21 protein-coding genes are annotated in these 22,897 nt (G+C 55.2%); 11 read left to right on the top strand and 10 right to left on the bottom strand.

What is annotated here, in order from left to right:
• Positions 1–24: 24 nt before the first annotated feature.
• Complete coding sequence (gene cysS / locus U869_RS0105300; protein WP_025121626.1) at positions 25–1,410, bottom strand: cysteine--tRNA ligase; 1,386 nt, start codon at positions 1,408–1,410, stop codon at positions 25–27.
• A gap of 286 nt (positions 1,411–1,696) precedes the next feature.
• Between cysS and ppiB the strand changes: the two genes are divergently transcribed.
• From ppiB to purK, 4 genes are all read left to right on the top strand, one after another.
• Positions 1,697–2,191 (top strand): peptidylprolyl isomerase B, encoded by a 495-nt coding sequence (gene ppiB / locus U869_RS0105295; protein WP_025121625.1) that lies wholly within the window; start codon positions 1,697–1,699, stop codon positions 2,189–2,191.
• A gap of 10 nt (positions 2,192–2,201) precedes the next feature.
• Positions 2,202–2,924, top strand: a complete 723-nt coding sequence (locus U869_RS0105290; protein ID WP_025121624.1) for a UDP-2,3-diacylglucosamine diphosphatase — start codon at positions 2,202–2,204, stop codon at positions 2,922–2,924.
• A gap of 132 nt (positions 2,925–3,056) precedes the next feature.
• The gene (purE, locus tag U869_RS0105285; protein WP_025121623.1) at positions 3,057–3,581 is read left to right on the top strand and encodes a 5-(carboxyamino)imidazole ribonucleotide mutase; all 525 of its coding nucleotides are present in this window, start codon (positions 3,057–3,059) and stop codon (positions 3,579–3,581) included.
• Entirely contained in the window at positions 3,578–4,645 is a 1,068-nt protein-coding gene (gene purK / locus U869_RS0105280; protein WP_025121622.1) for a 5-(carboxyamino)imidazole ribonucleotide synthase, read from the top strand. The genes purE and purK overlap by 4 nt, the downstream gene beginning before the upstream one ends.
• A 125-nt stretch (positions 4,646–4,770) precedes the next feature.
• Here purK and ybbP read toward each other — a convergent pair whose 3' ends face one another.
• Complete coding sequence (gene ybbP / locus U869_RS0105275; RefSeq protein ID WP_025121621.1) at positions 4,771–7,203, bottom strand: putative ABC transporter permease subunit YbbP; 2,433 nt, start codon at positions 7,201–7,203, stop codon at positions 4,771–4,773.
• Entirely contained in the window at positions 7,200–7,886 is a 687-nt protein-coding gene (ybbA, locus tag U869_RS0105270) for a putative ABC transporter ATP-binding protein YbbA (RefSeq protein WP_025121620.1), read from the bottom strand. The genes ybbP and ybbA overlap by 4 nt, the downstream gene beginning before the upstream one ends.
• Here ybbA and tesA point away from each other — a divergent pair.
• From tesA to U869_RS0105255, 3 genes are all read left to right on the top strand, one after another.
• Positions 7,857–8,495, top strand: coding sequence for a multifunctional acyl-CoA thioesterase I/protease I/lysophospholipase L1 (tesA, locus tag U869_RS0105265; protein WP_198530694.1), 639 nt, complete (start codon positions 7,857–7,859; stop codon positions 8,493–8,495). The genes ybbA and tesA overlap by 30 nt on opposite strands.
• A gap of 25 nt (positions 8,496–8,520) precedes the next feature.
• Complete coding sequence (locus tag U869_RS0105260) at positions 8,521–9,297, top strand: SDR family oxidoreductase (RefSeq protein ID WP_025121618.1); 777 nt, start codon at positions 8,521–8,523, stop codon at positions 9,295–9,297.
• An 84-nt stretch (positions 9,298–9,381) separates the two neighbouring features.
• Entirely contained in the window at positions 9,382–10,236 is an 855-nt protein-coding gene (locus U869_RS0105255) for a co-chaperone YbbN (protein ID WP_025121617.1), read from the top strand.
• A gap of 232 nt (positions 10,237–10,468) precedes the next feature.
• Here U869_RS0105255 and U869_RS0105250 read toward each other — a convergent pair whose 3' ends face one another.
• The 5 genes from U869_RS0105250 to U869_RS0105230 form a co-directional block, all read right to left on the bottom strand.
• Positions 10,469–11,695 carry an MFS transporter gene (locus U869_RS0105250; RefSeq protein ID WP_232785327.1) on the bottom strand — a complete coding sequence of 409 codons (1,227 nt, stop codon included), beginning with the start codon at positions 11,693–11,695 and terminating at the stop codon, positions 10,469–10,471.
• A gap of 58 nt (positions 11,696–11,753) precedes the next feature.
• Positions 11,754–12,656: a carbamate kinase gene (locus U869_RS0105245; protein ID WP_025121615.1), complete on the bottom strand. Its 903-nt coding sequence runs from the start codon at positions 12,654–12,656 to the stop codon at positions 11,754–11,756.
• A gap of 69 nt (positions 12,657–12,725) precedes the next feature.
• A complete protein-coding gene (locus U869_RS0105240; protein WP_025121614.1) occupies positions 12,726–13,544 on the bottom strand; it encodes a DUF2877 domain-containing protein in 819 nt (272 codons plus the stop codon).
• Between the two features lie 44 nt (positions 13,545–13,588).
• Positions 13,589–14,854, bottom strand: a complete 1,266-nt coding sequence (locus U869_RS0105235; protein WP_025121613.1) for a DUF1116 domain-containing protein — start codon at positions 14,852–14,854, stop codon at positions 13,589–13,591.
• Between the two features lie 9 nt (positions 14,855–14,863).
• Entirely contained in the window at positions 14,864–16,531 is a 1,668-nt protein-coding gene (locus U869_RS0105230; RefSeq protein WP_025121612.1) for an acyl-CoA synthetase FdrA, read from the bottom strand.
• 364 nt (positions 16,532–16,895) lie between these two features.
• On the opposite strand from U869_RS0105230, the gene allD reads away from it, so the two are divergent.
• From allD to allE, 4 genes are all read left to right on the top strand, one after another.
• Complete coding sequence (gene allD, locus U869_RS0105225) at positions 16,896–17,945, top strand: ureidoglycolate dehydrogenase (RefSeq protein WP_025121611.1); 1,050 nt, start codon at positions 16,896–16,898, stop codon at positions 17,943–17,945.
• A 120-nt stretch (positions 17,946–18,065) separates the two neighbouring features.
• Positions 18,066–19,313, top strand: a complete 1,248-nt coding sequence (allC, locus tag U869_RS0105220) for an allantoate deiminase (RefSeq protein ID WP_025121610.1) — start codon at positions 18,066–18,068, stop codon at positions 19,311–19,313.
• A complete protein-coding gene (locus U869_RS0105215; protein WP_025121609.1) occupies positions 19,310–20,587 on the top strand; it encodes an MFS transporter in 1,278 nt (425 codons plus the stop codon). Before allC ends, U869_RS0105215 begins: the two co-directional genes overlap by 4 nt.
• 45 nt (positions 20,588–20,632) lie before the next feature.
• Positions 20,633–21,418, top strand: coding sequence for a (S)-ureidoglycine aminohydrolase (allE, locus tag U869_RS0105210; RefSeq protein ID WP_025121608.1), 786 nt, complete (start codon positions 20,633–20,635; stop codon positions 21,416–21,418).
• 466 nt (positions 21,419–21,884) lie between these two features.
• On the opposite strand, the gene U869_RS32840 is transcribed toward allE, so the two are convergent.
• Both U869_RS32840 and U869_RS32835 read right to left on the bottom strand, forming a co-directional pair.
• Positions 21,885–22,466: an MFS transporter gene (locus tag U869_RS32840; protein WP_369795073.1), complete on the bottom strand. Its 582-nt coding sequence runs from the start codon at positions 22,464–22,466 to the stop codon at positions 21,885–21,887.
• Positions 22,357–22,897, bottom strand: a 541-nt coding sequence (locus U869_RS32835) for an MFS transporter (RefSeq protein WP_369795072.1), incomplete at its 5' end; no start/stop codon positions are given. The genes U869_RS32840 and U869_RS32835, both read right to left, overlap by 110 nt.

Raw genomic sequence — 22,897 nt, 5'->3', positions numbered from 1 at the left:
TTATTAACTTAATAAGTTCTTAGCTTACTTACGACGCCAGCTGGTTCCCTGAGGGCCATCTTCCAGCACGATGTTCATCTCGTTCAACCGATCGCGGGCAGCATCTGCCAACGCCCAGTCTTTGGCTGCACGTGCATCGTTACGCTGTTTGATCAACGCTTCGATCTCTGCCACTTCCGAGTCATCCGCCTGCGCGCCGCCTTGCAGGAACTGCTCGGGTTCCTGTTGCAGCAAGCCCAGCACCTTGGCAAGTTTACGCAGCTCTGCCGCCAACCCGTTTGCCGCCGCCATGTCTTCGCTCTTCAGGCGATTGACTTCACGCGCCAGATCGAACAGAGCGGAATAGGCTTCCGGGGTGTTGAAATCGTCATCCATCGCTTCACGGAAGCGTGCTTCAAAGACTTCGCCACCGGCAGGTATGGCATTAGCATCGGTACCACGCAGTGCCGTATACAAACGTTCCAGCGAGGCACGAGCCTGCTTCAGGTTATCTTCGCTGTAGTTCAACTGGCTACGGTAGTGGCCAGACATCAGGAAGTAACGCACGGTTTCAGCGTCGTAGTAGCCCAGCACGTCGCGGATAGTGAAGAAGTTGTCCAACGACTTCGACATCTTCTCTTTATCGATCATCACCATACCGGAGTGCATCCAGTAGTTGACGTACGGGCCATCGTGCGCGCAGCTGGACTGAGCGATCTCGTTCTCGTGGTGCGGGAACATCAGATCGGAACCGCCGCCGTGAATGTCGAAGTGGGTGCCAAGCTGCTTGCAGTTCATTGCCGAACATTCGATATGCCAGCCTGGACGGCCAGGGCCCCACGGGGACTCCCAGCTTGGTTCACCCGGCTTGGACATTTTCCACAGCACGAAGTCCATCGGGTTGCGTTTCACGTCGTCAATCTCTACGCGCGCACCGGCTTGCAGTTGATCCAGATCCTGGCGAGACAGCAGGCCGTATTGTGGATCGCTATCGATAGAGAACATCACGTCACCATTGCTGGCGACATAGGCATGATCGCGCGCCAACAGACGTTGGGTGATCTCGATGATTTCTGCGATATGCTGGGTGGCACGCGGTTCCTGATCCGGGCGATCGATCAGCAGCGCATCAAAATCGGCGTGCATCTCTGCCAACATACGCGTGGTCAGTTGATCGCAGGTTTCCCCGTTTTCTGCCGCACGGCGGATGATTTTATCGTCCACATCGGTCACGTTACGCACGTAGTTCAGCGAATAGCCGAGATAACGCAAATAGCGCGCCACCACGTCGAAAGCAACGAAGGTACGCCCGTGGCCGATATGACACAGGTCGTAAATGGTTACCCCGCACACGTACATACCGACTTTACCGGCATGAATTGGCTTAAATTCCTCTTTTTGACGACTCAGGGTATTAAAAATCTTTAGCATCAGGGCTGTCCGTGGTGTGCGTGATAACAAATATATCCGCATATTGAACCCCGAAGGCTGCTCTATTGCAAGGTCAAGCCCAAGGATTGCTGAATTTATCGACAGAAAATTGCCTAAGATCGGAAACATCCCCCCCTGACGCAAGATTACAACACATGTATTTCTGCCGCAGAACTGCCACTCTAGCCACTGCTGACTGATTAATTGAGATATGTTATAAAGTCGGTCTGATTGCTCACACGCCTTCCTATGTGACAGCTCATTTCATCTTGCTAGGACTAAAACTATGGTTACTTTCCACACCAATCACGGCGATATCGTTATCAAGACCTTTGCTGACAAAGCACCGGTTACCGTTGAAAACTTCCTGAACTACTGCCGTGAAGGCTTCTACAACAACACCATCTTCCACCGTGTTATCAACGGCTTTATGGTTCAGGGCGGTGGTTTTGAACCAGGTATGACTCAGAAAGATACCAAAGCAACCATCAAGAACGAAGCGAACAACGGCCTGAAAAACACCCGTGGCACCTTGGCAATGGCTCGTACCAACGATCCACACTCTGCCACCGCCCAGTTCTTCATTAACGTAGTGGATAACGACTTCCTGAACTTCCGTGCTGAAAACGCACAGGGTTGGGGTTACTGTGTATTTGCCGAAGTGGCAGAAGGTATGGACGTGGTCGAAAAGATCAAAAACGTCAAAACTGGCCGTAGCGGCATGCACCAGGATGTTCCGGTTGAAGACGTGGTAATCACCAGCGTTACCGTCAGCGAGTAATCGCGGCTGCATGAGCACGCTGTTCATCGCAGACCTGCATCTATGCGCACAGGAACCGGCAATTACTGCCGGTTTTCTGCGTTTTTTGCAGCGAGAAGCCGTTCACGCCGATGCGTTATACATTCTGGGCGACCTGTTCGAAGCCTGGATTGGTGATGACGATCCTGAGCCATTACATAGCGAAATTGCCACCGCGCTAAAGGCGTTGCAGCAGGCCGGAGTGCCCTGCTACTTCATTCACGGCAATCGTGACTTTCTGTTGGGCAAGCGTTTTGCCAGGCAGAGTGGCATGACCCTGCTGCCGGAAGAGCAGATCGTCGAGCTGTATGGCCGCAAAATCCTGATCCTGCATGGCGATACCCTGTGTACCGACGATCAGGCCTATCAGGAATTCCGCAAAAAAGTTCATAACACCTGGATCCAACGCGCGTTTCTGGCGCTGCCTCTGCGCTGGCGATTGAAGATTGCCGCAAAAATGCGGGCGCGTAGCCAGCAAAGCAACCAATACAAGTCCACCGCGATTATGGATGTCAATCCGCAAGCCGTTGAGCAGGCGATGTTACGCCATCATGTTCACTGGATGATCCACGGCCATACCCATCGCCCGGCAATTCATCCGCTGGCATTACCTGACGGTGAAGCCCATCGTGCCGTGCTAGGTGCCTGGCATGCGGAAGGCTCCATGATTAAAGTCACGGCAGAAGCCGTCGAGCTGATCCAGTTCCCTTTTTAAGCCATGTTCAGCGTTTTGCTGGTGAAAACCGGCTACGCAACCGTTTTCCTCGCCCTTTACCCATGATATGCTCTACGCCCTCATACGGCCTGCCAGCCGACGTTTGTCCAAATTCACAGGAGCCATGCACTCATGGGAGCCACCGCCACTTCAGCCGCCAACGCTGGGGTTAAAATCGCAATCGTAATGGGTTCAAAAAGTGACTGGGCTACTATGCAGTCCGCGGCCGAAGTTCTGACCATGCTGGATGTCCCGTTCCATGTCGAAGTTGTCTCCGCCCACCGTACGCCAGACAAGCTGTTCAGTTTTGCCGAACATGCCAGCGCCATGGGTTTTGACGTGATCATCGCCGGTGCCGGCGGTGCGGCACATCTGCCGGGCATGTTGGCGGCCAAAACGCTAGTGCCAGTGCTGGGCGTGCCGGTACAAAGCGCTGCGTTAAGCGGTGTCGATAGCCTGTATTCCATCGTACAGATGCCACGTGGCATTCCGGTTGGTACGCTTGCCATCGGTAAAGCCGGGGCGGCGAACGCGGGGTTGCTGGCAGCACAAATTTTGGCGCTGCACGATGCCGGGCTGGCACAACGCCTGGCGCAGTGGCGTCAGGCCCAGACCGACGATGTGCTGAATAACCCGGACCCACGGGAGGAAGCATGAAGCCGGTTTGCGTACTGGGTAACGGCCAGCTAGGACGGATGCTGCGTCAGGCCGGTGAACCCTTGGGGATTGCGGTTTATCCCGTCGGTCTGGATGCCGAGCCGGAAGCGGTGCCTTATCAAAATGCGGTGATCACCGCAGAGATCGAGCGCTGGCCGAAAACCGCCCTCACCCGCGAGTTGGCCACTCACAGTAATTTCGTCAACCGCGATATCTTCCCGCGTTTGGCCGATCGCCTTACTCAGAAACAACTGCTCGACCAACTCCATCTCGCCACTGCCCCTTGGCAATTGCTGGCAAACGCTAGCGAATGGCCGCAGGTGTTTGCCACCTTGGGTGAGCTGGCGATCGTTAAACGCCGCGTTGGGGGTTACGACGGCCGTGGCCAATGGCGTCTGCGCCCTGGTCAAGAGACGGAGTTACCGGCGGATAACTATGGCGAATGTATCGTCGAGCAGGGGATCAATTTCTCTGGCGAAGTGTCGCTGGTCGGTGCCCGTGGTCACGATGGCCAGTCGGTATTCTATCCGCTGACCCACAATCTGCACGAAGACGGTATTCTGCGTACCAGCGTGGCGCTACCACAGCCAAACCCGGCGTTACAGCAGCAGGCCGAGCAGATGCTAGCCGCGATCCTCAACGAGTTGAACTACGTGGGTGTGATGGCGATGGAGTGCTTTATCGTCGGTGACAGCCTGTTGATCAACGAGCTGGCTCCGCGTGTGCATAACAGCGGCCACTGGACGCAAAATGGCGCTTCCATCAGCCAGTTTGAACTGCATTTGCGCGCCATTCTGGGGCTGCCGTTGCCTAAGCCGGTGGTGAACACACCTTCGGTGATGGTCAATTTGATTGGCACAGCGGTGGATCAGCAATGGCTGGCATTACCGCTGGTGCATCTGCATTGGTATGAGAAAGAGGTACGTGAAGGCCGCAAGGTCGGGCATCTGAATCTTAACGATCCTGATGCCGCATCAATACAGCAAGCATTGCAGGCGCTAGCTCCGTTGCTGCCAGCCGAGTATCAAAGCGGCTTGGCTTGGGCACAGCAGAAGCTGGGATAGCCCTTCCCCCTCCGAACGTGCCACCTTCGGGCGCAGCATGCTGCGCCCCTACGCAGTACCACATTACCCCTGCCAACGACGCTGAACAGCTTCCTCTCCTTGTAGGAGAGGGTTGGGGTGATGGGTCAACCTTCATAGCTGCGGAACAATGCACGCCCACGTAGCAAACGTACGCCAAGCCAGCCGCCACACAGCGAAAGCAACAAAGCACTCAGCAGCGGTAACGCCCACCACAATACCGGCGTAGGTGCCCACGGGAAGTCGAACACCTTGGTCTGCAACAGCCACAGCGCCGCTTCAGCCCCCAATGCCGCCGCAATCCCGGCCACCAGCCCCAGCAAGGCAAACTCGCACCACAGCGTGCCGCGCAGCAGGCGCTTGCCAGCGCCTAAAGTACGGTAAACGACCAGTTCCTGCCGACGCTGGCGCATTCCGACCTGCACCTGTGCCAACAACAGCAAACCGCCGCAGATCACCACCAGCACCACCATCACCTCCAGTGCCCTGCTCACCTGCTGCAACACGCCGCCAACCTGTTTCAGGATCGAGCCGACATCCAGCAGACTCAGAGTTGGGAACTGGCGGTTGAGCTGCGTCAGCACCTTACCATCACCGTCGTAACGGAAGCTGGTCAACCAGGTTTGCGGTTGGTCATCCAATGCACCCGGCGGGAAGATAAAGTAGAAGTTCGGCTTCAGGCTTTCCCAATCCACCTGCCGCATACTGGTCACTTTGGCGCTGAACGATTGGGTATCGCCGCTGAACGTCAGGGTGTCGCCCAGCTTGATCTTGAGCCTGCCGGCAATCCCTTCATCCATCGAAACTTCGCCCGCTTTCGGCGGCCAGGTGCCAGCCGTCAGTGGGTTGTGATCTGGCAGATCGCTTTGCCAGGTCAGATTCAGTTCACGGTTAACCGCTTCGCCGCCCGGATCGTCTTCATGCACCCGCTCCGTCGCCACCTGCTGGTTAATTTCCGTCAGACGTACACGCACGATGGGATAGAAAGTCTCCTCATGCAACTGATGCTGTTGCAGGAAGGCTTTCACCTGTGGCACCTGAGCCGTAGTCATATTCAGCAAGAAGTAATTCGGGCTGTCTGGCGGTAACTGTTGTTGCCAGCGATCGAGCAGATCGCCACGCAATACCAGCAGCAAGGCCAGCAACATAAACGACAGCGAGAACGCCGCCAACTGGCTGATGGTCACCCAAGGCTGATGCAACAGGCGATTTACCGCCAGGCGCAGCGCCAGATTTTTTAGCGTGATACGCCGTAACAGCAGCAGGCTACCCCAACCAATCCCCGCCAATAACAGAGCCAACACCACCATTCCGGCCAGAATTGACCACAGCAGCGTGCTTGCTCCCATCAATACCGTCAGCAGCCCCACCACAATCACCGCAGTAACAGGCAGGAAATAGCGTAGCGGCCAGACGTTTGCCACCACGTCCCGGCGCAGTACGCGTAGCGGCTGGGTGGCCAGCAGTTGGCGATAAGGGCGTAGCCCGACCAACAGCGAAATCATGACCAGTGCGCCCATCGCCCACAGCCACGGCCAGGCCCCAGCGGCAGGAAGCTCGCCCGGCAACACCGGAGCCAGCAGGCGGATCAATACCGCCTCAAACCCAAGGCCAATCACGCTGCCGCAGGCGCCTGCCAGTAACAATACCGCCAACCATTGACCGATAATCAGCTTGCTGAGCGCTTTTCTGCCGGCGCCCAGGGTTTTCAGCACCGCAATCAAATCATATCGGCTGCGGCAATAGTGGCTCATCGCCACCGCCACGGCGGCAATCGACAACAACAGGGTCAGCAGCGCCGAAAGCAGCAGGAATTGTTGGGAACGCTGAAGAGACTTGCCTAGCGCGCTGCCAGATTCCTCCAGCCCATACCAGCGTTGATCGGGTTTGAGTTGAGGTTTGAGGCGATCTTCATAGCGCTGAATATCTTGTTGCGAACCGGCGAACATATAGCGGTAGGTCAGGCGGCTGCCCGGCTGTACCGCCCCGGTTTTATCCACGTCCGCCAGATTGATGATGATGCCCGGCGCAGTCTGGAACGGATTGAAGCCGGAATCCGGCTCTTGCACGACTTCCCCGGCGATGCGCAAGGTGGTATCCCCGACCTCCAGATTGTCGCCGACTTTGATATCCAATAATGCCAGCAGGCGCGGAGCCACCAGCACGCTGCCCGGTATAGGTTTGAGATTGGCAGGCAGAGTTTCCAGTTTCCCATACAGCGGATAGGCCGCATCGGTGGCTTTCACATTGGCCAGCAACGGGCGGTCCCCGGCGTAGGTCATGGTGGTGAAAGATAACTGACGGCTGACTTTCAGCCCCTGTTGCTGGGCATCGAGCAGCCAACCTTCCGGCACCGGGCGCGAGGTACGCAATACCCGATCCCCGGCGATAAAGTCGCGGCTTTGCTGGCTCAAGCCTTTGTCCATACGATCGCTGATGCTGCCAAGAGCCAACACGCAGGCAACCGACAGCGTCAACGCCAGCCAGACAATCAGCAGCGAAGGCGAACGCCATTCACGCCAGAACCAACGCCAAATCATGCTTCCTCCCACAGCTTGCCTTCACGCAAGCGCAGCCGCCGCTGACAACGCGCCGCCAGGGTCTCGTCATGGGTGACCAGGATCAGTGTGGTGTCAAAATCACGGTTGAGCGAGAACAGTAGATCGGCAATGCGCTCACCGGTCTGGCGATCCAGGTTGCCGGTGGGTTCATCGGCGAACAGCACCCGCGGGCGGCCACTGAACGCACGGGCCAATGCCACACGCTGTTGCTCCCCGCCGGAAAGTTGTGCTGGCAGGTGGTTAAGGCGCTTACCTAACCCCAACTGTTCCAGCAGTTGCACCGCTTGGTCGCGGCTTTGACGATCGCTTTCGCCACGCAGCAGCGCCGGTAGCTGTACGTTCTCCAAGGCGTTCAAGGTCGGAACTAACATGAAAGACTGAAACACAAAGCCGACATTTTTCGCACGCAGTGCGGCGCGCCCTTCTTCATCCAACGTGGTCAGCGATTCCCCCAGCAGGCGCACATCCCCTTCGCTGCCGTCGTCTAATCCAGCGAGAATGCCCAGCAGGGTCGACTTACCGGAACCCGACTCGCCGATCAGCGCAATTGTCTGTGCGGGTTTGACAACCAGCTCGACTCCGGTAAGGATGGTAAGCTGATGCTCACCCTGACCAACGTGTTTACTAAGATGATGAACTTCAAGAACGTTTTCCGCTGGCATCTTCCCTTCCTTTTGCTGTTGGGATTATTCAGTTTACGTGCTGTGGCTGCCGATACCTTGTTGATTTTAGGCGACAGTTTAAGTGCTGGCTATCGGTTACCGGTAGCGCAAGCCTGGGCAACTCGCCTGGCCGATGAGTGGCAGAAACAACCTGGCCACCCAAAGGTGGTGAATGCCAGCATCAGCGGCGATACTGCCGCCCAGGGGCTGGCACGCCTGCCCGAGCTATTGAAACAGCATCAGCCGCGCTGGGTGCTGATCGAACTAGGTGCCAACGATGGCCTGCGCGGCTTCCCTGCTGCGGATATCGAGCGCGATCTCAATCAGATTATCACGCTGGTTTTGCAGGCAGGGGCCAAACCGCTGCTGATGCAAATTCATATTCCGCCAAACTATGGCCGCCGCTACACCGAGGCTTTCGGTGCGCTGTATCCCGCCTTGGCCAAGCAGCACAACATTCCGCTGCTGCCGTTTTATATGGAACAGGTGGTGATCAAACCGGAATGGATGCAGGATGACGGTTTGCACCCTAATCAGGATGCCCAGCCGTTTATCACCACCTGGATGGCGCAACAGCTGGAACCTCTAGTAAAACATGAGTCTAACTAAATAGGGTTGTCTACTAGGTAAAGTTATGCAAAAAGCGGTATTGATAACCGGCTGTTCCAGCGGGATAGGATTGATTGCGGCGCAGGACCTGCGCAACCGTGGCTATCGCGTGCTGGCCGCCTGCCGTAAGCCGGAAGACGTGGAAAATATGCGTCAGCTTGGCTTGGAAGGCATCGAGCTGGATTTAGACGACAGCACCAGCGTAGAACGCGCCGCCGCACAGGTGATCGAATTGACCAATGGGCGACTGTATGGCTTGTTCAATAATGCCGGTTTCGGCGTTTACGGTCCGCTCAGTTCCATCTCACGTCAACAGCTGGAGCGGCAGTTTTCCGCCAACCTGTTTGGCACTCATCAGCTCACGCAACTGTTGCTGCCAGCGATGCTGCCGCACGGCGAAGGGCGTATTATTCAAACCAGTTCGGTGATGGGATTAATCTCCAGCGCCGGGCGTGGAGCCTATGCCGCCAGTAAGTTTGCACTGGAAGCCTGGTCGGACGCATTGCGTATGGAGCTGCACGGCAGCGGCATTCAGGTCAGCCTGATCGAACCCGGCCCGCTGACCACCCACTTCACGCAGAACGTTAATCAGGCGCAAAGCGATAAGCCGGTGCATAACCCGAGCATTGCCAAGCGTTTAACGCTGCCTGCCGAAGCGGTATTACCGAAGCTGCGCCACGCACTGGAAAGCCCCAAAGCCAAGCTGCGCTATCCGGTTACCCTGCTGGCGCATACCATGAGCATCCTGCGCCGCCTGCTGCCCGGCCGTGCGCTGGACTGGATACTGCGCAGTAATGGTTAAGCAAATGCGGGCAAGGGTTGAAGCGCGCCCGTTCGCCCCCATTTAGAATAAATTGGCTCCGCAAGATCAGATTAGAGAGAAACCATGCTAGCTCAAGCCGTTGTTGATATTAACGAAACTAACCTGCACCAAACGCTGGAACAGTCCATGTCCCAGCCGGTGCTGTTCTACTTCTGGTCGGATCGCAGCCAGCACTGTCTGCAACTCACCCCGATACTGGATAAGCTGGCGGCGGAATACGCAGGTCAGTTTATTCTGGCGAAGGTGGATTGCGATGCCGAGCAGGCGATCGCCGCCCAGTTTGGCCTGCGTTCCCTGCCCACCGTCTACCTGTTCAAAGATGGCCAGCCCGTTGATGGCTTCCAGGGACCACAGCCGGAAGAGATGATCCGCGAGTTCTTGCAGCGTTTCCTGCCAAAGGCCGAAGATCTCAAGCTGGCAGAAGCCACTGAGCTGTTGCAGGAAGACCGTGCCGCTGAAGCATTACCGTTACTGAAAGACGCCTGGGGCCTCAGCAATAAGCGCAGTGATATTGGCCTCACGTTGGCTGAAACGCAGATTGCCCTGAACAAGACGGAAGATGCCGAAGCGGTGCTGGCTACCATCCCGTTGCAGGATCGCGATACCCGTTACCTCGGCTTGGTCGCACAGATTGAGCTGCTGAAGCAGGCCGCCGATACGCCGGAAATTCAGCAGTTGCAACAGCAGGTTCAGCAACAGCCGGAAAACGTCGAGCTGGCCGTGCAATTAGCCTTGCAGTTGCATCAGGTTGGCCGTAACGAAGAGGCGCTGGAATTACTGATGGGCCATCTGAAAAAAGATTTGGCGGCGGCTAACGGTAGCGCCCGCAAGATCCTGATGGATATTCTGGCAGCACTGGGGACTGGCGATGCGCTGGCCGCCAAGTATCGCCGTCAGCTTTACTCTTTGCTGTATTAATCGCACTCCGAGCGGGCGCAGCATGCTGCGCCCCTCAAACATCAGGCCTCCTGATAATTTAGCCCCTCACCCCGACCCTCTCCCGATATAGCGTCCAGAAATTCCCTATGCACAGTGATGGGGAGAGGGGGCGAGTCCGGAGCCGCAGGCGGGTGCAGATGTCAAATTGTAGCTCGTTCAGTCCCCTCTCCCTGTGGGAGAGGGTTAGGGTGAGGGGCTTAACTGACAAGCATCAGGCCGTCTGCGCCGTTTTCCCCTCTTTGACAAACAGCATGGCGATAAAGCCCACCACCGTAATCATCGCAGCAAAATAGAAGCCCGCGTTCAACGTCCCAGTACTGTCGGCAATAAAGCCGGTCACGTATGGCGCAAAGATCGACGCCGCCATACCGAAGAAGTTATACAGTCCGAAAGCGGTGCTGAGCGCGGCACGGGGTGCGTTATCTGCCACCAACGCAATCAGTACCGGGTTGAGGCTGATCTTACCGATAAGGCCATATAGCACCAATACGCCGATCAACGCCGCTTCACTGGTGGAATAGACGATGCCGAAGATCGCCAGCAGTGAGAAAGGCAGCATACACAACACCACCGGTTTTCTGCGGCCCAGTTTGTCGGAGACATAGCTACAAAGCAGCGTGCCCACCACAGAAATCCACGGCACAATAGACGCGATGCTGGCGGCATGGACAATATCCATCCCACGCTCTTTTTGCAGGTAATACGGCAGCCAGGTAATGATCACGAAGAAGCCGTAGATCGAGCAAAAGATGGTGATATACGCCATCAGCAGGTTGCGGTTCTTAAACAGATCCAGGAAGCTGAATTCACCCTTGGTTGCCGTTGCCGCCGGAGCGTCGCTGGCGCTTTGCGGGGCCTTTTCCCGAATAAAGAACAGCATCAACAGCGCAACAATAAATACCGGGATGGCCATCGCCAGGAACGGCATCTTCCACGAAGTATGAAAGTGCTCGATCATAAAGCTGGAGAGGTAATAGCCCAGCGCGATACCAAACGACATGCCACTGCCGATCACCGCACTGCCCAAGGTGATCCACTTCTTGGGGATAGCTTCTGAAGAAAGAGCATACTGCGGGCCGTAATAAACGCCTTGCGAAGCGCCGGTCAGCATCCATAGCACGATGAAAATCAGAAAGTTGGATGAGATGCTGACGGCGGCGATAAACAGCGCAAACAGCATGAAGCCGCTAACCAGAATGCGCTTGCGGCCCAGGCGGTCACCTAACAGTCCCGCAGGCACCTGCAAAATGGTGTAGGTCAGAAAGAACAGGCTGCTGATTAATCCCAGATGACTTTTTGACAGCCCAAACTCGGTTTGGATCTGCGGCATGATGGGGCTGAGCACCGATCGCCCGGCGTAAATAACCACCCAGCCAAGGAAGAAGATAATGACGGTTTTAACCCAATAGGGCATTCGCTCTGTTTTTGTTGTTTGCATATTCATATTCCCTGGTTTGATGGGCGGAACGCCCATCCTGTTAACGGCTAAAGCCGCATTACGGCGTTATTAATGTCCCCGCAGTGCCAGCCAGTACCGATTCGATATCTGCCAAAGCGCCGATATGCGCCACCTTGCCGCTGCGCTGCACAAAGCGGCTGACCGCCATGATTTTCGGCCCCATCGAGCCATCGGCGACCGCCATCGGGGCCAACTCTTTGGTGGTGGCCGAACGGATGGCTTTTTGCTGTGGTGTGCCCCAATGCTGATACACCGCATCCGCATCGGTCAGGATCACCAGATGATCGGCATCCAGCGCTTCTGCCAGTAACGCGGAGGCCAGATCCTTGTCGATCACCGCTTCGCTACCGACCATGCCCTCATTGCTGGCTACCATCGGAACACCGCCGCCACCGTTGCAAATCACGATGTGGTTTTTCGCCAACAGCAGATTGATCGCTTCAATATCGAGGATCTTTTTCGGCTCTGGGGAAGGCACCACCCGGCGCAGGTATTTGCCATCCAGCTTCATGCTCCAGCCATATTTCTGTTCCAGCTCGGCTTGCTGCTGGGGGTCATACACCGGCCCGATAAATTTGCTGGGTTGCTGGTACGCCGGATCTTCGCTATCCACCAGGACGCGGGTCAGCAAAGTGGACACCGGCTGGGCGGGATGGAACGCGCCGAGCTGCTGGGCCAGCATATAGCCGATCATGCCCTGGCTTTCCGCGACCAGAATATCCAACGGATAAGGAGGAACATCGCTATAGGCCAGGTTTTGCAACGCCAGCAGGCCGACCTGCGGGCCGTTACCGTGCACGATGGCAATACGGTATTTTTTGGCCAACTTGCCAATGGCATCGGCAATTAACGAGATGCTCTGGTATTGATTCTCGGCGGATAACACTGCACCGCGCTGTAACAGGGCGTTGCCCCCCAAGGCAATAACTAACGTTTCCATTCAGATACCCATTTTTTAAGTAATAACAGCCCTTACCGAACGGTATTCGGCACGGTTTTCGCTGAAAAATTAATAAAGATGATTGATTGCGGTGACGCCCAGCAAAACGCCCAATAGCGTATCCGCGCCGGAAAAATGCCCGGTTGCCAACATGTCGTTGATGGCGGTGGGCAATTCTTTCGGGCTGAGCAAAGCGCGCGCCAGGAGTTGTACCGGGGTAGAGAAGATCCCCTGCACGGCAAACTGCAAATAGTGGACGCTGACCAAGGTGGTCAATTGGTTTAAGGGTTGGCTGGCGGCAAAAAAGGACGGCAGCCTTGCGACACTCACACGGCTATCGAGATGAGCCGCCAGCAACATGCCCAGCAGCGTGTCGTCATTGCTTGGCGTCAAGCCGGGCCCTTTGCCAAGCATGGCGCTCCAATCAACCTCCTGCCCCAGCAGCCAGGCGGTAAAGTGCCGCTGTAGCGCACGGATTTCCTGGCAGTGCGGTTGCTCAAGCAGGCTACCCAGACGGCCAAACAGGCCGGTATGGGCAGAGACATCGGCCAGTGCGACGGCCAGCGGTGGCAGCGCAATTTCACCACTCACGTTCAGGCGGAGATCCAGACGCCTCCCCTGGCGGTGTATGGCAATATCCTCCAGCTCGATCCCTTTAGGTGAAAGCTGGCAATGCTGTGCTCCCGGCAAGCTGTCAAAGATTTCATCGAAATCGTCATCGCCAATTTCCCAGCCCATTGGGCTAAGCCCGCGCCCTTCCCGGTGCAGCGTCAGCAACCGATCGTTGGGCGAGAGAAAGTTGATGGCATTATTGAAACGCCCCACGCAGCGCAACGGACCGTAATCTTGTGTGGCTGAGTGGCTGACGGCTAACGCGGTGATGTCCATAACTTGCTCCCTAGCCCGGAGTCGCATCCGGGCAAAGCGGTTTTTTACGCGCTGATACCCAGTTTCTCTGCCAGTGCTTCGATGGCTTTTTCAAAACAGCCCAATGGCGCACGCACGGTACCAGCACCAATCTGCCCAACCCCGGCTTCACGGTGGGCAATCCCGGTGTTGATCAACGGCGTAATGCCGGTTTCTACCACCCGACGGGCGTCCAGCCCCAGGCAGGCTCCCTGGAAGTCCCAGGTTGGGATTTGCAGCATCATGTTGCGTTCCAGGTAAATCTCGGCCATCTCTTCCGAGATATCGGTCGCGGCACTCATGCCACCGGCAGCACCGACAAAGCGGGTTACACCAGGAGCTGCGACCATGGCCGCGCCGCCAATGCCGAAGGTTTCGGTAATGGCGCTATCGCCGATGTCCGGGTTGGCATCAGCCTGGCTAAAGCCGGAAAAGAACAGGCCTTCCGGCGTATTGACCGGTGCGGTAAACCACTGGTCGCCCATCCCGCTGATCTTGACGCCAAAGTTTTTGCCGTTGCGGGTCATCACCGTTACGATGGTGCCCTGCTTGATCTCTGCCCCGGCATCCATGGCCGCCTTGCAATAGGCCATCGCCAGGTTGAGGAAGAACTGATCGGTGATGCTGAGGAATTGCATCACTTTGGCCAATTCGGCCTTATCCCGCTCCAGCAGGCTGATTTGCGGAGCCAACTGGCGCATCAACAGCGCGGATGCGGCAATGTTACGTTGGTGGAACTCGTCCCCCATGGTGATCGCCTGCGCCATCAGGGCGGTGAGATCGATACCACCTTCAAAAGCACTCAGCGCGGCTTTCAATACCGGAGCCAGTGAGTCCCGCATCCAGCGATGACGCTCCTGCACGTCTGGCCCATAGGCACCAAAGCGCATCACCTTGCCGATCCCTTCGTTCAGGTTGCAGTAGGCATAGTTACCATGAACGGTGTTTTTCACCACCACCAGCGGCATATGTGCCGAGGTGATGCCGCCCATCGGGCCAACGGCACTGACGTTATGGCAAGGGATAAATTCAACTTCGCCGTTTTCCAGCAGCGCCAGCGCCTGTTGTTCGTTCTCGGCCCACTCTTCAAACAGGCAGGCCCCGATGCAGGCACCACGAACCGGGCCGCTCATTTCCGGCCAGGTTACCGGCGGCCCGGCATGCAGCAGTTTTCTCCCCTGAGCCAACTGCGGGATCAGGTTTTTAGCTAAGTCAACATCCTGCCAGTGGGGGCGGGCTTCACGGATCCTGGCGATAACGGCAGCATTTGCTTGTTCAATAGATGCGTACATATCAATCCCTTACTTTAAATTTTTCAGTATGTTAGCCAATCGTTGATTACCACCGGCCACCGGGGCCCACTGGTAATGCACCACTGAAATTTCGTTGGTTTGCAGATCGTCGGCAAAGCTACGCAAGCCTGCATTGATCACGGAAACACCGGCCAGCATGGCGGGCGCCGGTTCAGCTGTCCCCAACGCTGGAGGGGCGATGAGCTGACAGGCCAGGGCGACCGCCTCCGGCAGTGAATTCATCACGGCGATGCCTGCCTCGTTGAGCGTGGCAATCTGTTGGGAACGCTGTTGGGGATCCTGCTCGGTACCGGTCACCGTGGCGATAACGGCTAGCGGATGAGCGCTACCGCGTTTTTCGCGTACGCGTTTCACCTCGGTAGCGAGTGAATCTGCGGGATCGGCCTGCGCGCCATAGCCGATCACCACATCCAGCAGCAGCACGCCAATCTGTGGTTGCTGCGCCAGGCGAGCAATTTCCTGGTTGCGCGTTGAGGGGTCGATCATCGGGTGCGGTTTACCTTGGGTGTAGAAATCGTCCCCCATATCGATAATGCGGTGCCCGTCGGCATCGAGCATTGAGCCGTGTTGATGCTTGCTGTCGGCCTCCACGCCCAAGCGTTCGGCCAGCAGCATGGCGCATTCCGCCGCCAGGGTGCCGCCAGCATACAGGCCGGAGATCTTGCCACCAGACACCGCGGGCTGCTGCGCGGCCATCTGTTGCACATTTGCCAACATTGCGGCAAGACGGGCGGCTTCATCCAATGTGCTGGCGAAGGTGATGTTATCTTCCTGTTTCTGCGCAATTTTAGCGCCAAGGAATAGCGCCACAACCGGCTTGCCAAGGGTTTTCATTTCAGCGATAACCCGTTGGCGTACCGCTTCTGCCGGAGGCTTGGAGACAAACGCCAACACCTGGCTCTGCGGATCGGCGGCCAACATGCGTAGCGCACTGATAGCGCTGATACCACCGACTTCAGCGGTTAAATCACGCCCGCCCAAGCCAATGGCGTGCGAGATGCCTTGTCCGGCCAGAGTGATTTGCGAGGTCAGTTCCTGAATCCCCGTTCCCGAAGCCCCAATGATGCCAATCATGCCTTGCGGCGCGACGTTGGCAAAAGCCAGCGGGGCTCCGGCAATGTTGGCCGTGCCGCAGTCCGGCCCCATCACGATCAGGCCCTTGTCACGCGCCTTGGTTTTGAGTGCCACTTCCTGCTCGACGCTGACGTTGTCGGAAAACATCATGACGTTGCAACCATCGTCCAGCGCCTGATCGGCCAGCCCGGCGGCATATTCACCGGCAATGGAGATCAGCACCATATTGGCATCCGGCAGTTTCTGCCGCGCCATGCGCCAGCTGCGTGCCTTGAGCAGGCGTTTACCCCCTTGCTGCCCCTGGGCAATGGCTTTCAGGGCTGCACCTAACGCCTCGTCAATCTGCTCGGTGATACTGTCATCTGCAGAGTCCGTTTTGATGGCTACGCAAATATCATTGGGGGTCGCTTCACTGAATTGCGGATGCCAGAAGCCGGTCGCTTCAAGTAATGATTTATTGGCCGGCGTCCCCATCATGACCGATATTTCTTCGACGTTGGGTGATTCACTGAGTTTACGGGAAATTAGCATCAGGCTGACCGAATCCTGAAAGCTCCCTTTTTTGATAAAAGCATGGATCATAGTGATATCCTTAAAACAGCATTTGAACTTCGCAATGGAATATCTCAGATATTTTTAGCAATCTATTTATTTCGGACTCCATATTCTTGTTTGCCAAGCTACAAATAAAACCCTGCCATTAAGGTGAGAACCATCACACTTTATCCATTGTTAGAAAAAATCATCAAGTCTAGCGGACATTAATTAATTTCAGCCCGCAGAAACCGGGGCCTTTGTTAAAAATAATCTAACAATGCTAATGTCATTCAATGAAAATTTAAGCCAATAAAATAATAGCTGTCTGGATCACATTATTACCGCCCCAAGTTTATACATTAGGAGACAGAGGTGATTTAAATAACCCGTAGTAACGAAAGGACTGTCTATGAAAGTCTCGAAGCAACAACTGCACCAACTGATTCAAAATAAAATCCACTCCGCAGGCCTGAGCAAGGAACACGCAGGGATCGTTGCGGACGTTTTGGTCCATGCGGATGCGCGCGGCATCCATTCGCATGGCGCAGTAAGAGTGGAATATTATTCTGAACGCATCAGCAAAGGCGGTACCAATAACAACCCGCATTTCACCTTTGAAAAAACCGGTCCTTGCAGCGCAGTTTTTGATGGCGACAACGGTGCCGGGCACGTCGCGGCCAAACTGGGCATGGATCACGCTATCGACATGGCGAAAGAGAATGGCGTTGCGGTAGTTGGCATGCGGCGCATCGGCCACAGCGGTGCGCTGTCTTACTTTGTGCAACAGGCTGCCCACGCAGGTATGATTGGCATCTCACTGTGTCAGTCGGATCCGATGGTCGTCCCTTACGGCGGCGCAGAAGTCTATTACGGCACCAACCCGATCGCGTTCTCGGCACCGGCCGAAGGCGACGACATCATTACCTTTGATATGGCCACCACGGTTCAGGCCTGGGGCAAAGTGCTGGATGCCCGCTCACGCAACGCACCAATCCCGGATACCTGGGCGGTAGACAGTGAAGGCAAGAATACCACCGATCCTTTCGCCGTCAGCGGGCTATTGCCTATCGCCGGGCCAAAAGGCTACGGCCTGATGATGATGGTCGATATTCTCTCTGGCGTCTTGCTTGGCCTACCGTTCGGTAAACACGTTAGTTCGATGTATCACGACTTAAGCGCAGGCCGGGAATTGGGCCAATTGCATATTGTGCTCAACCCAAGTTATTTCACCAACGAAGCCACCTTCCGCAAGCATATCAGCCAAGTAATGAGAGAGCTGAATGAAATCAAACCGGCTCCTGGCGTGAAACAAGTTCTCTACCCTGGACAGGGTAGCCATATGCGTGAAATAGCAAATGAAAAGAATGGCATCGATATTGTCGATGAAATTTATCAATATTTAATTTCTGACGATATTTACCAACGTTCCTACGACCATAAAGATCCGTTTGCCAGTTAAGCGGCAGATAACCTCAAGCTGGCGGAGAAAGGCTCTTTTCACCGCCATTTTTCCTTATCTTCCTCCCGACAAAGCAAAGTTGACGCATGTCTCAGGGAAGTTACAAGCAGGCAGATAAATATGAAAAATTTCCAACAAGAAATTAGCGAAACTTCCGGCTGGTTATCCAGGATTGGGGCCGATCCCAGCGGTGGCATGACGCGCTTGCTGTATACCCCAGAATGGGTGGCAGCCCAACAGGCGCTGAAGCAGGCCTTTGAAACTGCCGGTCTGACAACCTCCTATGATGCCGTTGGCAATTTGTCCGGCCGTCTGCAAGGCAGCAAATATCCCGACCAGGTGATCCTATCCGGTTCGCATATCGATACGGTCGTCAACGGCGGCAACCTTGATGGGCAGTTTGGCATCGAAGCTGCCTATCTGGCGATCAAACATCTGCAAGAAACCCACGGTACGCCGCTGCGTACATTGGAAGTCATCTCGCTGGCCGAGGAAGAAGGCAGCCGCTTCCCTTACGTATTCTGGGGTAGCAAGAATATCGTCGGTTCAGCCCATGCGGAAGACGTGCGCAACATTAGCGATGCCAAAGGGGTGAATTTCGTTGATGCCATGCACGGCGCCGGTTTTGATTTCCGCCCGGAAAACCAGCCACTGCGCAAAGATATCGCCGCCTTTGTCGAACTGCATATCGAACAGGGCAAAGTGCTGGAGACCGAAGGAAAAACCATTGGCGTCGTCACCAGCATCGTCGGCCAGCGCCGCTACGATATCAAACTGAAGGGCGAGGCTAACCACGCGGGCACCACGCCAATGGGTTACCGCAAAGACACTGTTTATGCCTTCAGCCGGATTTGCTGTGAATCCATCGCCAAGGCCAAAGCAGAAGGCGACCCGCTGGTGCTGACCTTTGGCAAAGTCGAACCGAAACCGAATACCGTCAACGTGGTGCCCGGATTTACTCACTTCACGATGGATTGCCGCCACACTGACAAAGCGACACTACTGCGTTTTACTCAGGAGATAGAAGCCGATATCCAGCGCATTTGTGCCGAAATGGGCATCGAGGTCGACATCGACCTGTGGATGGATGAAACGCCGATCCCGATGGACAAGCAGTTGCTGGCCTGCGTCAGCCACCTGTGTGAAAGCCACAAGCTGAACTACCGCATGATCCACAGCGGCGCTGGACATGACTCACAGATTTTTGCCCCACGCGTCCCAACGGTCATGATGTTTGTACCGAGCATTGCCGGTATCAGCCATAACCCGGCGGAAAAAACCGCACTGGCCGATCTGGCTGAAGGGGTGAAAATCCTGGCGCATACCTTATATCAACTGGCCTATACCGAGCAGGGAGCCCGCCTATGAGTAACGGTAAAACCACCGCCAACAGCGGGTTTGACCCGCTGTACTGGAAAAAAATCGTGGTGGTGCTGTGTCTGGGCTGGGCGGTAATCTGGATTTACCGCACGGTGCTGACGCCGATCTTCCCTGAGATGCAAGCCACCATCGGCGAGCATTCGAACGCCGAGATGGGCCTGATCGCCAGCTTCTACTTCTTTGCTTATACCGGAATGCAGATCCCGGCAGGCATCCTGGTGGATAAATTCGGTAAGAAAGTGGTGCTGATCCCAGGCTTTTGCCTGTTCATCATCGCCACCTTGCTGATCGGTAATGCCACTAGCCTGAGCATGATCTATGCCGGTAGCCTACTGGCCGGGATGGGCTGTGGCTCTTACTACGGCTCGGCTTATTCGCTTTCTTCAGAAAACATTCCGTTGGAACGCCGCGGTTTGGCCACCGCCATTATCAACAGCGGTTCCGCACTGGGGATGGCCATTGGCCTGATCGCCTCCAGTCTGCTGGTGAAAAGCATGGGGATGGACTGGCAGATCATGCTGTTTATCATCTCCGGCCTGCTGGTGGTGATGACCTTGGTGTTCTTCATGGTGATCAAAGGGGGTTCCTACACCGCTTCACTGGCCGCCAGCCCGGCAGCTAAAGCCAGCACGGTGGTAGAGGAAAGCGAGGAAGCCAGTGGGTTGTTCAGCCTGCGGATGATTTCCGCCTACGTGATGTATTTCGCTACCTGCTATGGCTACTACATGATCGTGACCTGGCTGCCGTCCTTCCTGCAACAGGAGCGTGGGTTCGAAGGCGTGGCCATCGGCTTCTCTGCCGCACTGGTGGCCTTTGCCTCGGTACCCGGCGCGCTGTTCTTCAGCCGCATGTCCGACCGTTTCCGCGCCAAGAAAGTACAGTTGATCATCTTCTTGCAAATCTGTGCCGCCGTGACGCTGGTCTGCACTGTGATCTCGCCAGACTCCACTACCCTACTGATCAGCCTGATCCTTTATGGCCTGCTCGGCAAGCTGGCGGTTGACCCGATCATGATCTCCTTCGTGGCAGATAACGCGCCGAAAAAAGGCTACGGCACCAGCTTCGGCGTATTTAACTTCTTCGGCATGTCCTCTTCGGTGATTGCTCCGTTCCTCACCGGGGTGATCTCCGACAGTACCGGCTCCAAAGTGATGGGATTCTATATTTCGGCCGCCATCCTGCTGATTGGCACCGTGATCTTCTTTACCGTCAACGTTTTGATGAAACAGAAAAATAAACGCCAGACGACGGCGCAGGCATAAATTTTTATTGCAGGGCTGTGGCCCTGACTAATCAGGAGAACTACCGTGGGTTATATCAATAATCAGATTGGCTATCCAAAAGACATCCTGGCTTCGCGCTCCATTATCAAACGCGACAACTATGCGGTGATCCCGCCGGATGGCCTGGTACGTAACATCATCCCTGGCTTCGAGAACTGCGACGTCACTATCCTGGCTACCCCGAAACTGGGCGCCACCTTTGTCGATTATTTAGTGACGCTGCATGACGGCGGCCGCAACCAACAAGGTTTTGGTGGCGAGAATATTGAAACCTTGGTCTACGTGATCGAAGGTAGCATCACCGCCTCCGCCGACAGCACCGATTACCCGCTCACCACCGGCGGCTATCTGTATTGCCCAGCGGGCGTCATGCTGCGCCTGGAGAACACCAACGGCGGCAAACCAAGCCAACTGTTCCTCTACAAGCGTGCCTACAATCGTATCAAGGGCTACGAGGCCCATGTGGTCAGCAATAACGTCAACAAGCTGGAACGGATCCACTATGAGGGCATGAGCGATGTGATCCTGCAGGATCTGTTGCCGAAGGATCTGGGGTTCGATATGAATATCCATATCCTGTCCTTCAAACCGGGTGCCAGCCATGGTTACATTGAGACTCACGTGCAGGAACATGGCGCGTATATTCTCAGCGGTGCCGGGGTTTATAACCTGGACAACGAATGGATCCCGGTCAAGAAAGGGGATTACATCTTTATGGCCGCCTACGTGCCACAAGCCGGTTATGCGGTAGGCCAGGAAGAGTTCAGCTATATCTATTCAAAAGACTGTAACCGCGACGTAGACTTCTAATCCCTCACCCCAACCCTCTCCCACAGGGAGAGGGAGCTGTTAGCCCCAGCTATTTTGTAGGTAAAGAGTTCATCTCAGCAACAGCGACGTCAATTTCTAAAATAAGGGCCACGTTGTATTTCGCGTGACCTAATCGATTGAAATTTAGCTGTAGAGTTCCCCAATACTCCCTCTCCACAATCCTTTCCTACATCAGTACGGCACTGCATTCAAGTACAGAAGCCTATTGGTAAGATATTCACTATTCCGGTTACGACATGGATATGCGGGGTTCAATCCGTGGCACATGCATTAACGTACGCAAGAGCATGTCCTATGCTGGTAAAATAACGACCCCCGCCTCATTACTTAACAATAAAAAAACCATACCCCCACCGCCATTGAAATAGCTCAATGCCCAGACAGAGAGAGTATGGTTGTTATTTATCAATCAGAGTTATTATCAGTACGGATATTCCAGGAACTGTTATTTGTTAACGAGTTTTGCCGGCACGCTATAGGTCAGTATGGCTCCCAGTATCATCATGCTGGATAGTACACACATCGCGACCAAGTTACTTTCCGTCGTATTTTTAAAGTAACCAATAATATATGGGGAGATAAAACCGCCAATATTGGCAATCGAGTTGATTAACGCTATTCCAGCCGCGGCGCAGGTGCCGGTAAAAATAGCATTTGGTAAACTCCAGAACAAAGGTGAAGGAACCAGACTAGAGGCCACGGCAATACATAATGCAATCATGACGATGACTTTATTGTGTGGGAACAGGCCGATAAAGATCAATGAAACGGCGGCAATACAGAAAGGCACAATAATATGCCAACGCCTTTCACGGTATTTGTCAGAGCTGCGCGCAGCCAGTAGCATGGCAACCACGGCTAGCATATACGGCAACATGGTCAGTAAACCAATATCCAATACCGAACTGACTCCTGTATCACGGATCATGGTCGGAACCCAGAAGGCCAACCCCCCTTGCCCCATCACGGTACAAAAGCAAATCAGCCACATTTTGGTGAATGCAGAAGACTTCAGCATGGTCTTCATTGTCCACTCCTGCGTCGCACCATCGGCACCAGTCTTCTTCGACGCTCCCTGCTCCATATCTTGCGCGATCATCTCTTTTTTCCTGTGGACTGAGCCACTTGGCGCTTTGGTAGGTATTATCCAGGAAGAAGAAAATGACAATCGCAATCAATAGCGCACGCGGGCCGCTGATAAAGAATAACCATTGCCAACCCGACAGCTCAAACATGCCATTCATGTTTTCAATAATCCAACCGCAGAGCGGGCCGCCGATGATGTTACTGACCGGTATCCCACAAACGAACAGTGCGGTCATCTTTGCCCGTTGGCTTGAAGGGAACCACAGTGTCAGATAGAGGATCACCCCAGGATAAAAACCGGCTTCGGCTAACCCCAGTAAGAATCGCGCCAGATAAAACTGTGTCGGATTGGTGGTCAAGTATTCAATGTGT

The sequence above is a fragment of the Serratia sp. H1w genome, from assembly GCF_000633355.1.
Lineage (GTDB): Bacteria > Pseudomonadota > Gammaproteobacteria > Enterobacterales > Enterobacteriaceae > Chania.
This window is presented reverse-complemented; position numbering and strand designations above follow the sequence as displayed.

Excerpts from the sequence above, each read along its gene's own strand:
- cysS (WP_025121626.1), bottom strand. The coding sequence starts at position 1,410 with ATGCTAAAGATTTTTAATACCCTGAGTCGTCAAAAAGAGGAATTTAAG.
- ppiB (WP_025121625.1), top strand. The coding sequence starts at position 1,697 with ATGGTTACTTTCCACACCAATCACGGCGATATCGTTATCAAGACCTTT.
- U869_RS0105290 (WP_025121624.1), top strand. The coding sequence starts at position 2,202 with ATGAGCACGCTGTTCATCGCAGACCTGCATCTATGCGCACAGGAACCG.
- purE (WP_025121623.1), top strand. The coding sequence starts at position 3,057 with ATGGGAGCCACCGCCACTTCAGCCGCCAACGCTGGGGTTAAAATCGCA.
- purK (WP_025121622.1), top strand. The coding sequence starts at position 3,578 with ATGAAGCCGGTTTGCGTACTGGGTAACGGCCAGCTAGGACGGATGCTG.
- ybbP (WP_025121621.1), bottom strand. The coding sequence starts at position 7,203 with ATGATTTGGCGTTGGTTCTGGCGTGAATGGCGTTCGCCTTCGCTGCTG.
- tesA (WP_198530694.1), top strand. The coding sequence starts at position 7,857 with ATGAACTTCAAGAACGTTTTCCGCTGGCATCTTCCCTTCCTTTTGCTG.
- ybbA (WP_025121620.1), bottom strand. The coding sequence starts at position 7,886 with ATGCCAGCGGAAAACGTTCTTGAAGTTCATCATCTTAGTAAACACGTT.
- U869_RS0105260 (WP_025121618.1), top strand. The coding sequence starts at position 8,521 with ATGCAAAAAGCGGTATTGATAACCGGCTGTTCCAGCGGGATAGGATTG.
- U869_RS0105255 (WP_025121617.1), top strand. The coding sequence starts at position 9,382 with ATGCTAGCTCAAGCCGTTGTTGATATTAACGAAACTAACCTGCACCAA.
- U869_RS0105250 (WP_232785327.1), bottom strand. The coding sequence starts at position 11,695 with ATGCAAACAACAAAAACAGAGCGAATGCCCTATTGGGTTAAAACCGTC.
- U869_RS0105245 (WP_025121615.1), bottom strand. The coding sequence starts at position 12,656 with ATGGAAACGTTAGTTATTGCCTTGGGGGGCAACGCCCTGTTACAGCGC.
- U869_RS0105240 (WP_025121614.1), bottom strand. The coding sequence starts at position 13,544 with ATGGACATCACCGCGTTAGCCGTCAGCCACTCAGCCACACAAGATTAC.
- U869_RS0105235 (WP_025121613.1), bottom strand. The coding sequence starts at position 14,854 with ATGTACGCATCTATTGAACAAGCAAATGCTGCCGTTATCGCCAGGATC.
- U869_RS0105230 (WP_025121612.1), bottom strand. The coding sequence starts at position 16,531 with ATGATCCATGCTTTTATCAAAAAAGGGAGCTTTCAGGATTCGGTCAGC.
- allD (WP_025121611.1), top strand. The coding sequence starts at position 16,896 with ATGAAAGTCTCGAAGCAACAACTGCACCAACTGATTCAAAATAAAATC.
- allC (WP_025121610.1), top strand. The coding sequence starts at position 18,066 with ATGAAAAATTTCCAACAAGAAATTAGCGAAACTTCCGGCTGGTTATCC.
- U869_RS0105215 (WP_025121609.1), top strand. The coding sequence starts at position 19,310 with ATGAGTAACGGTAAAACCACCGCCAACAGCGGGTTTGACCCGCTGTAC.
- U869_RS32840 (WP_369795073.1), bottom strand. The coding sequence starts at position 22,466 with ATGAAGACCATGCTGAAGTCTTCTGCATTCACCAAAATGTGGCTGATT.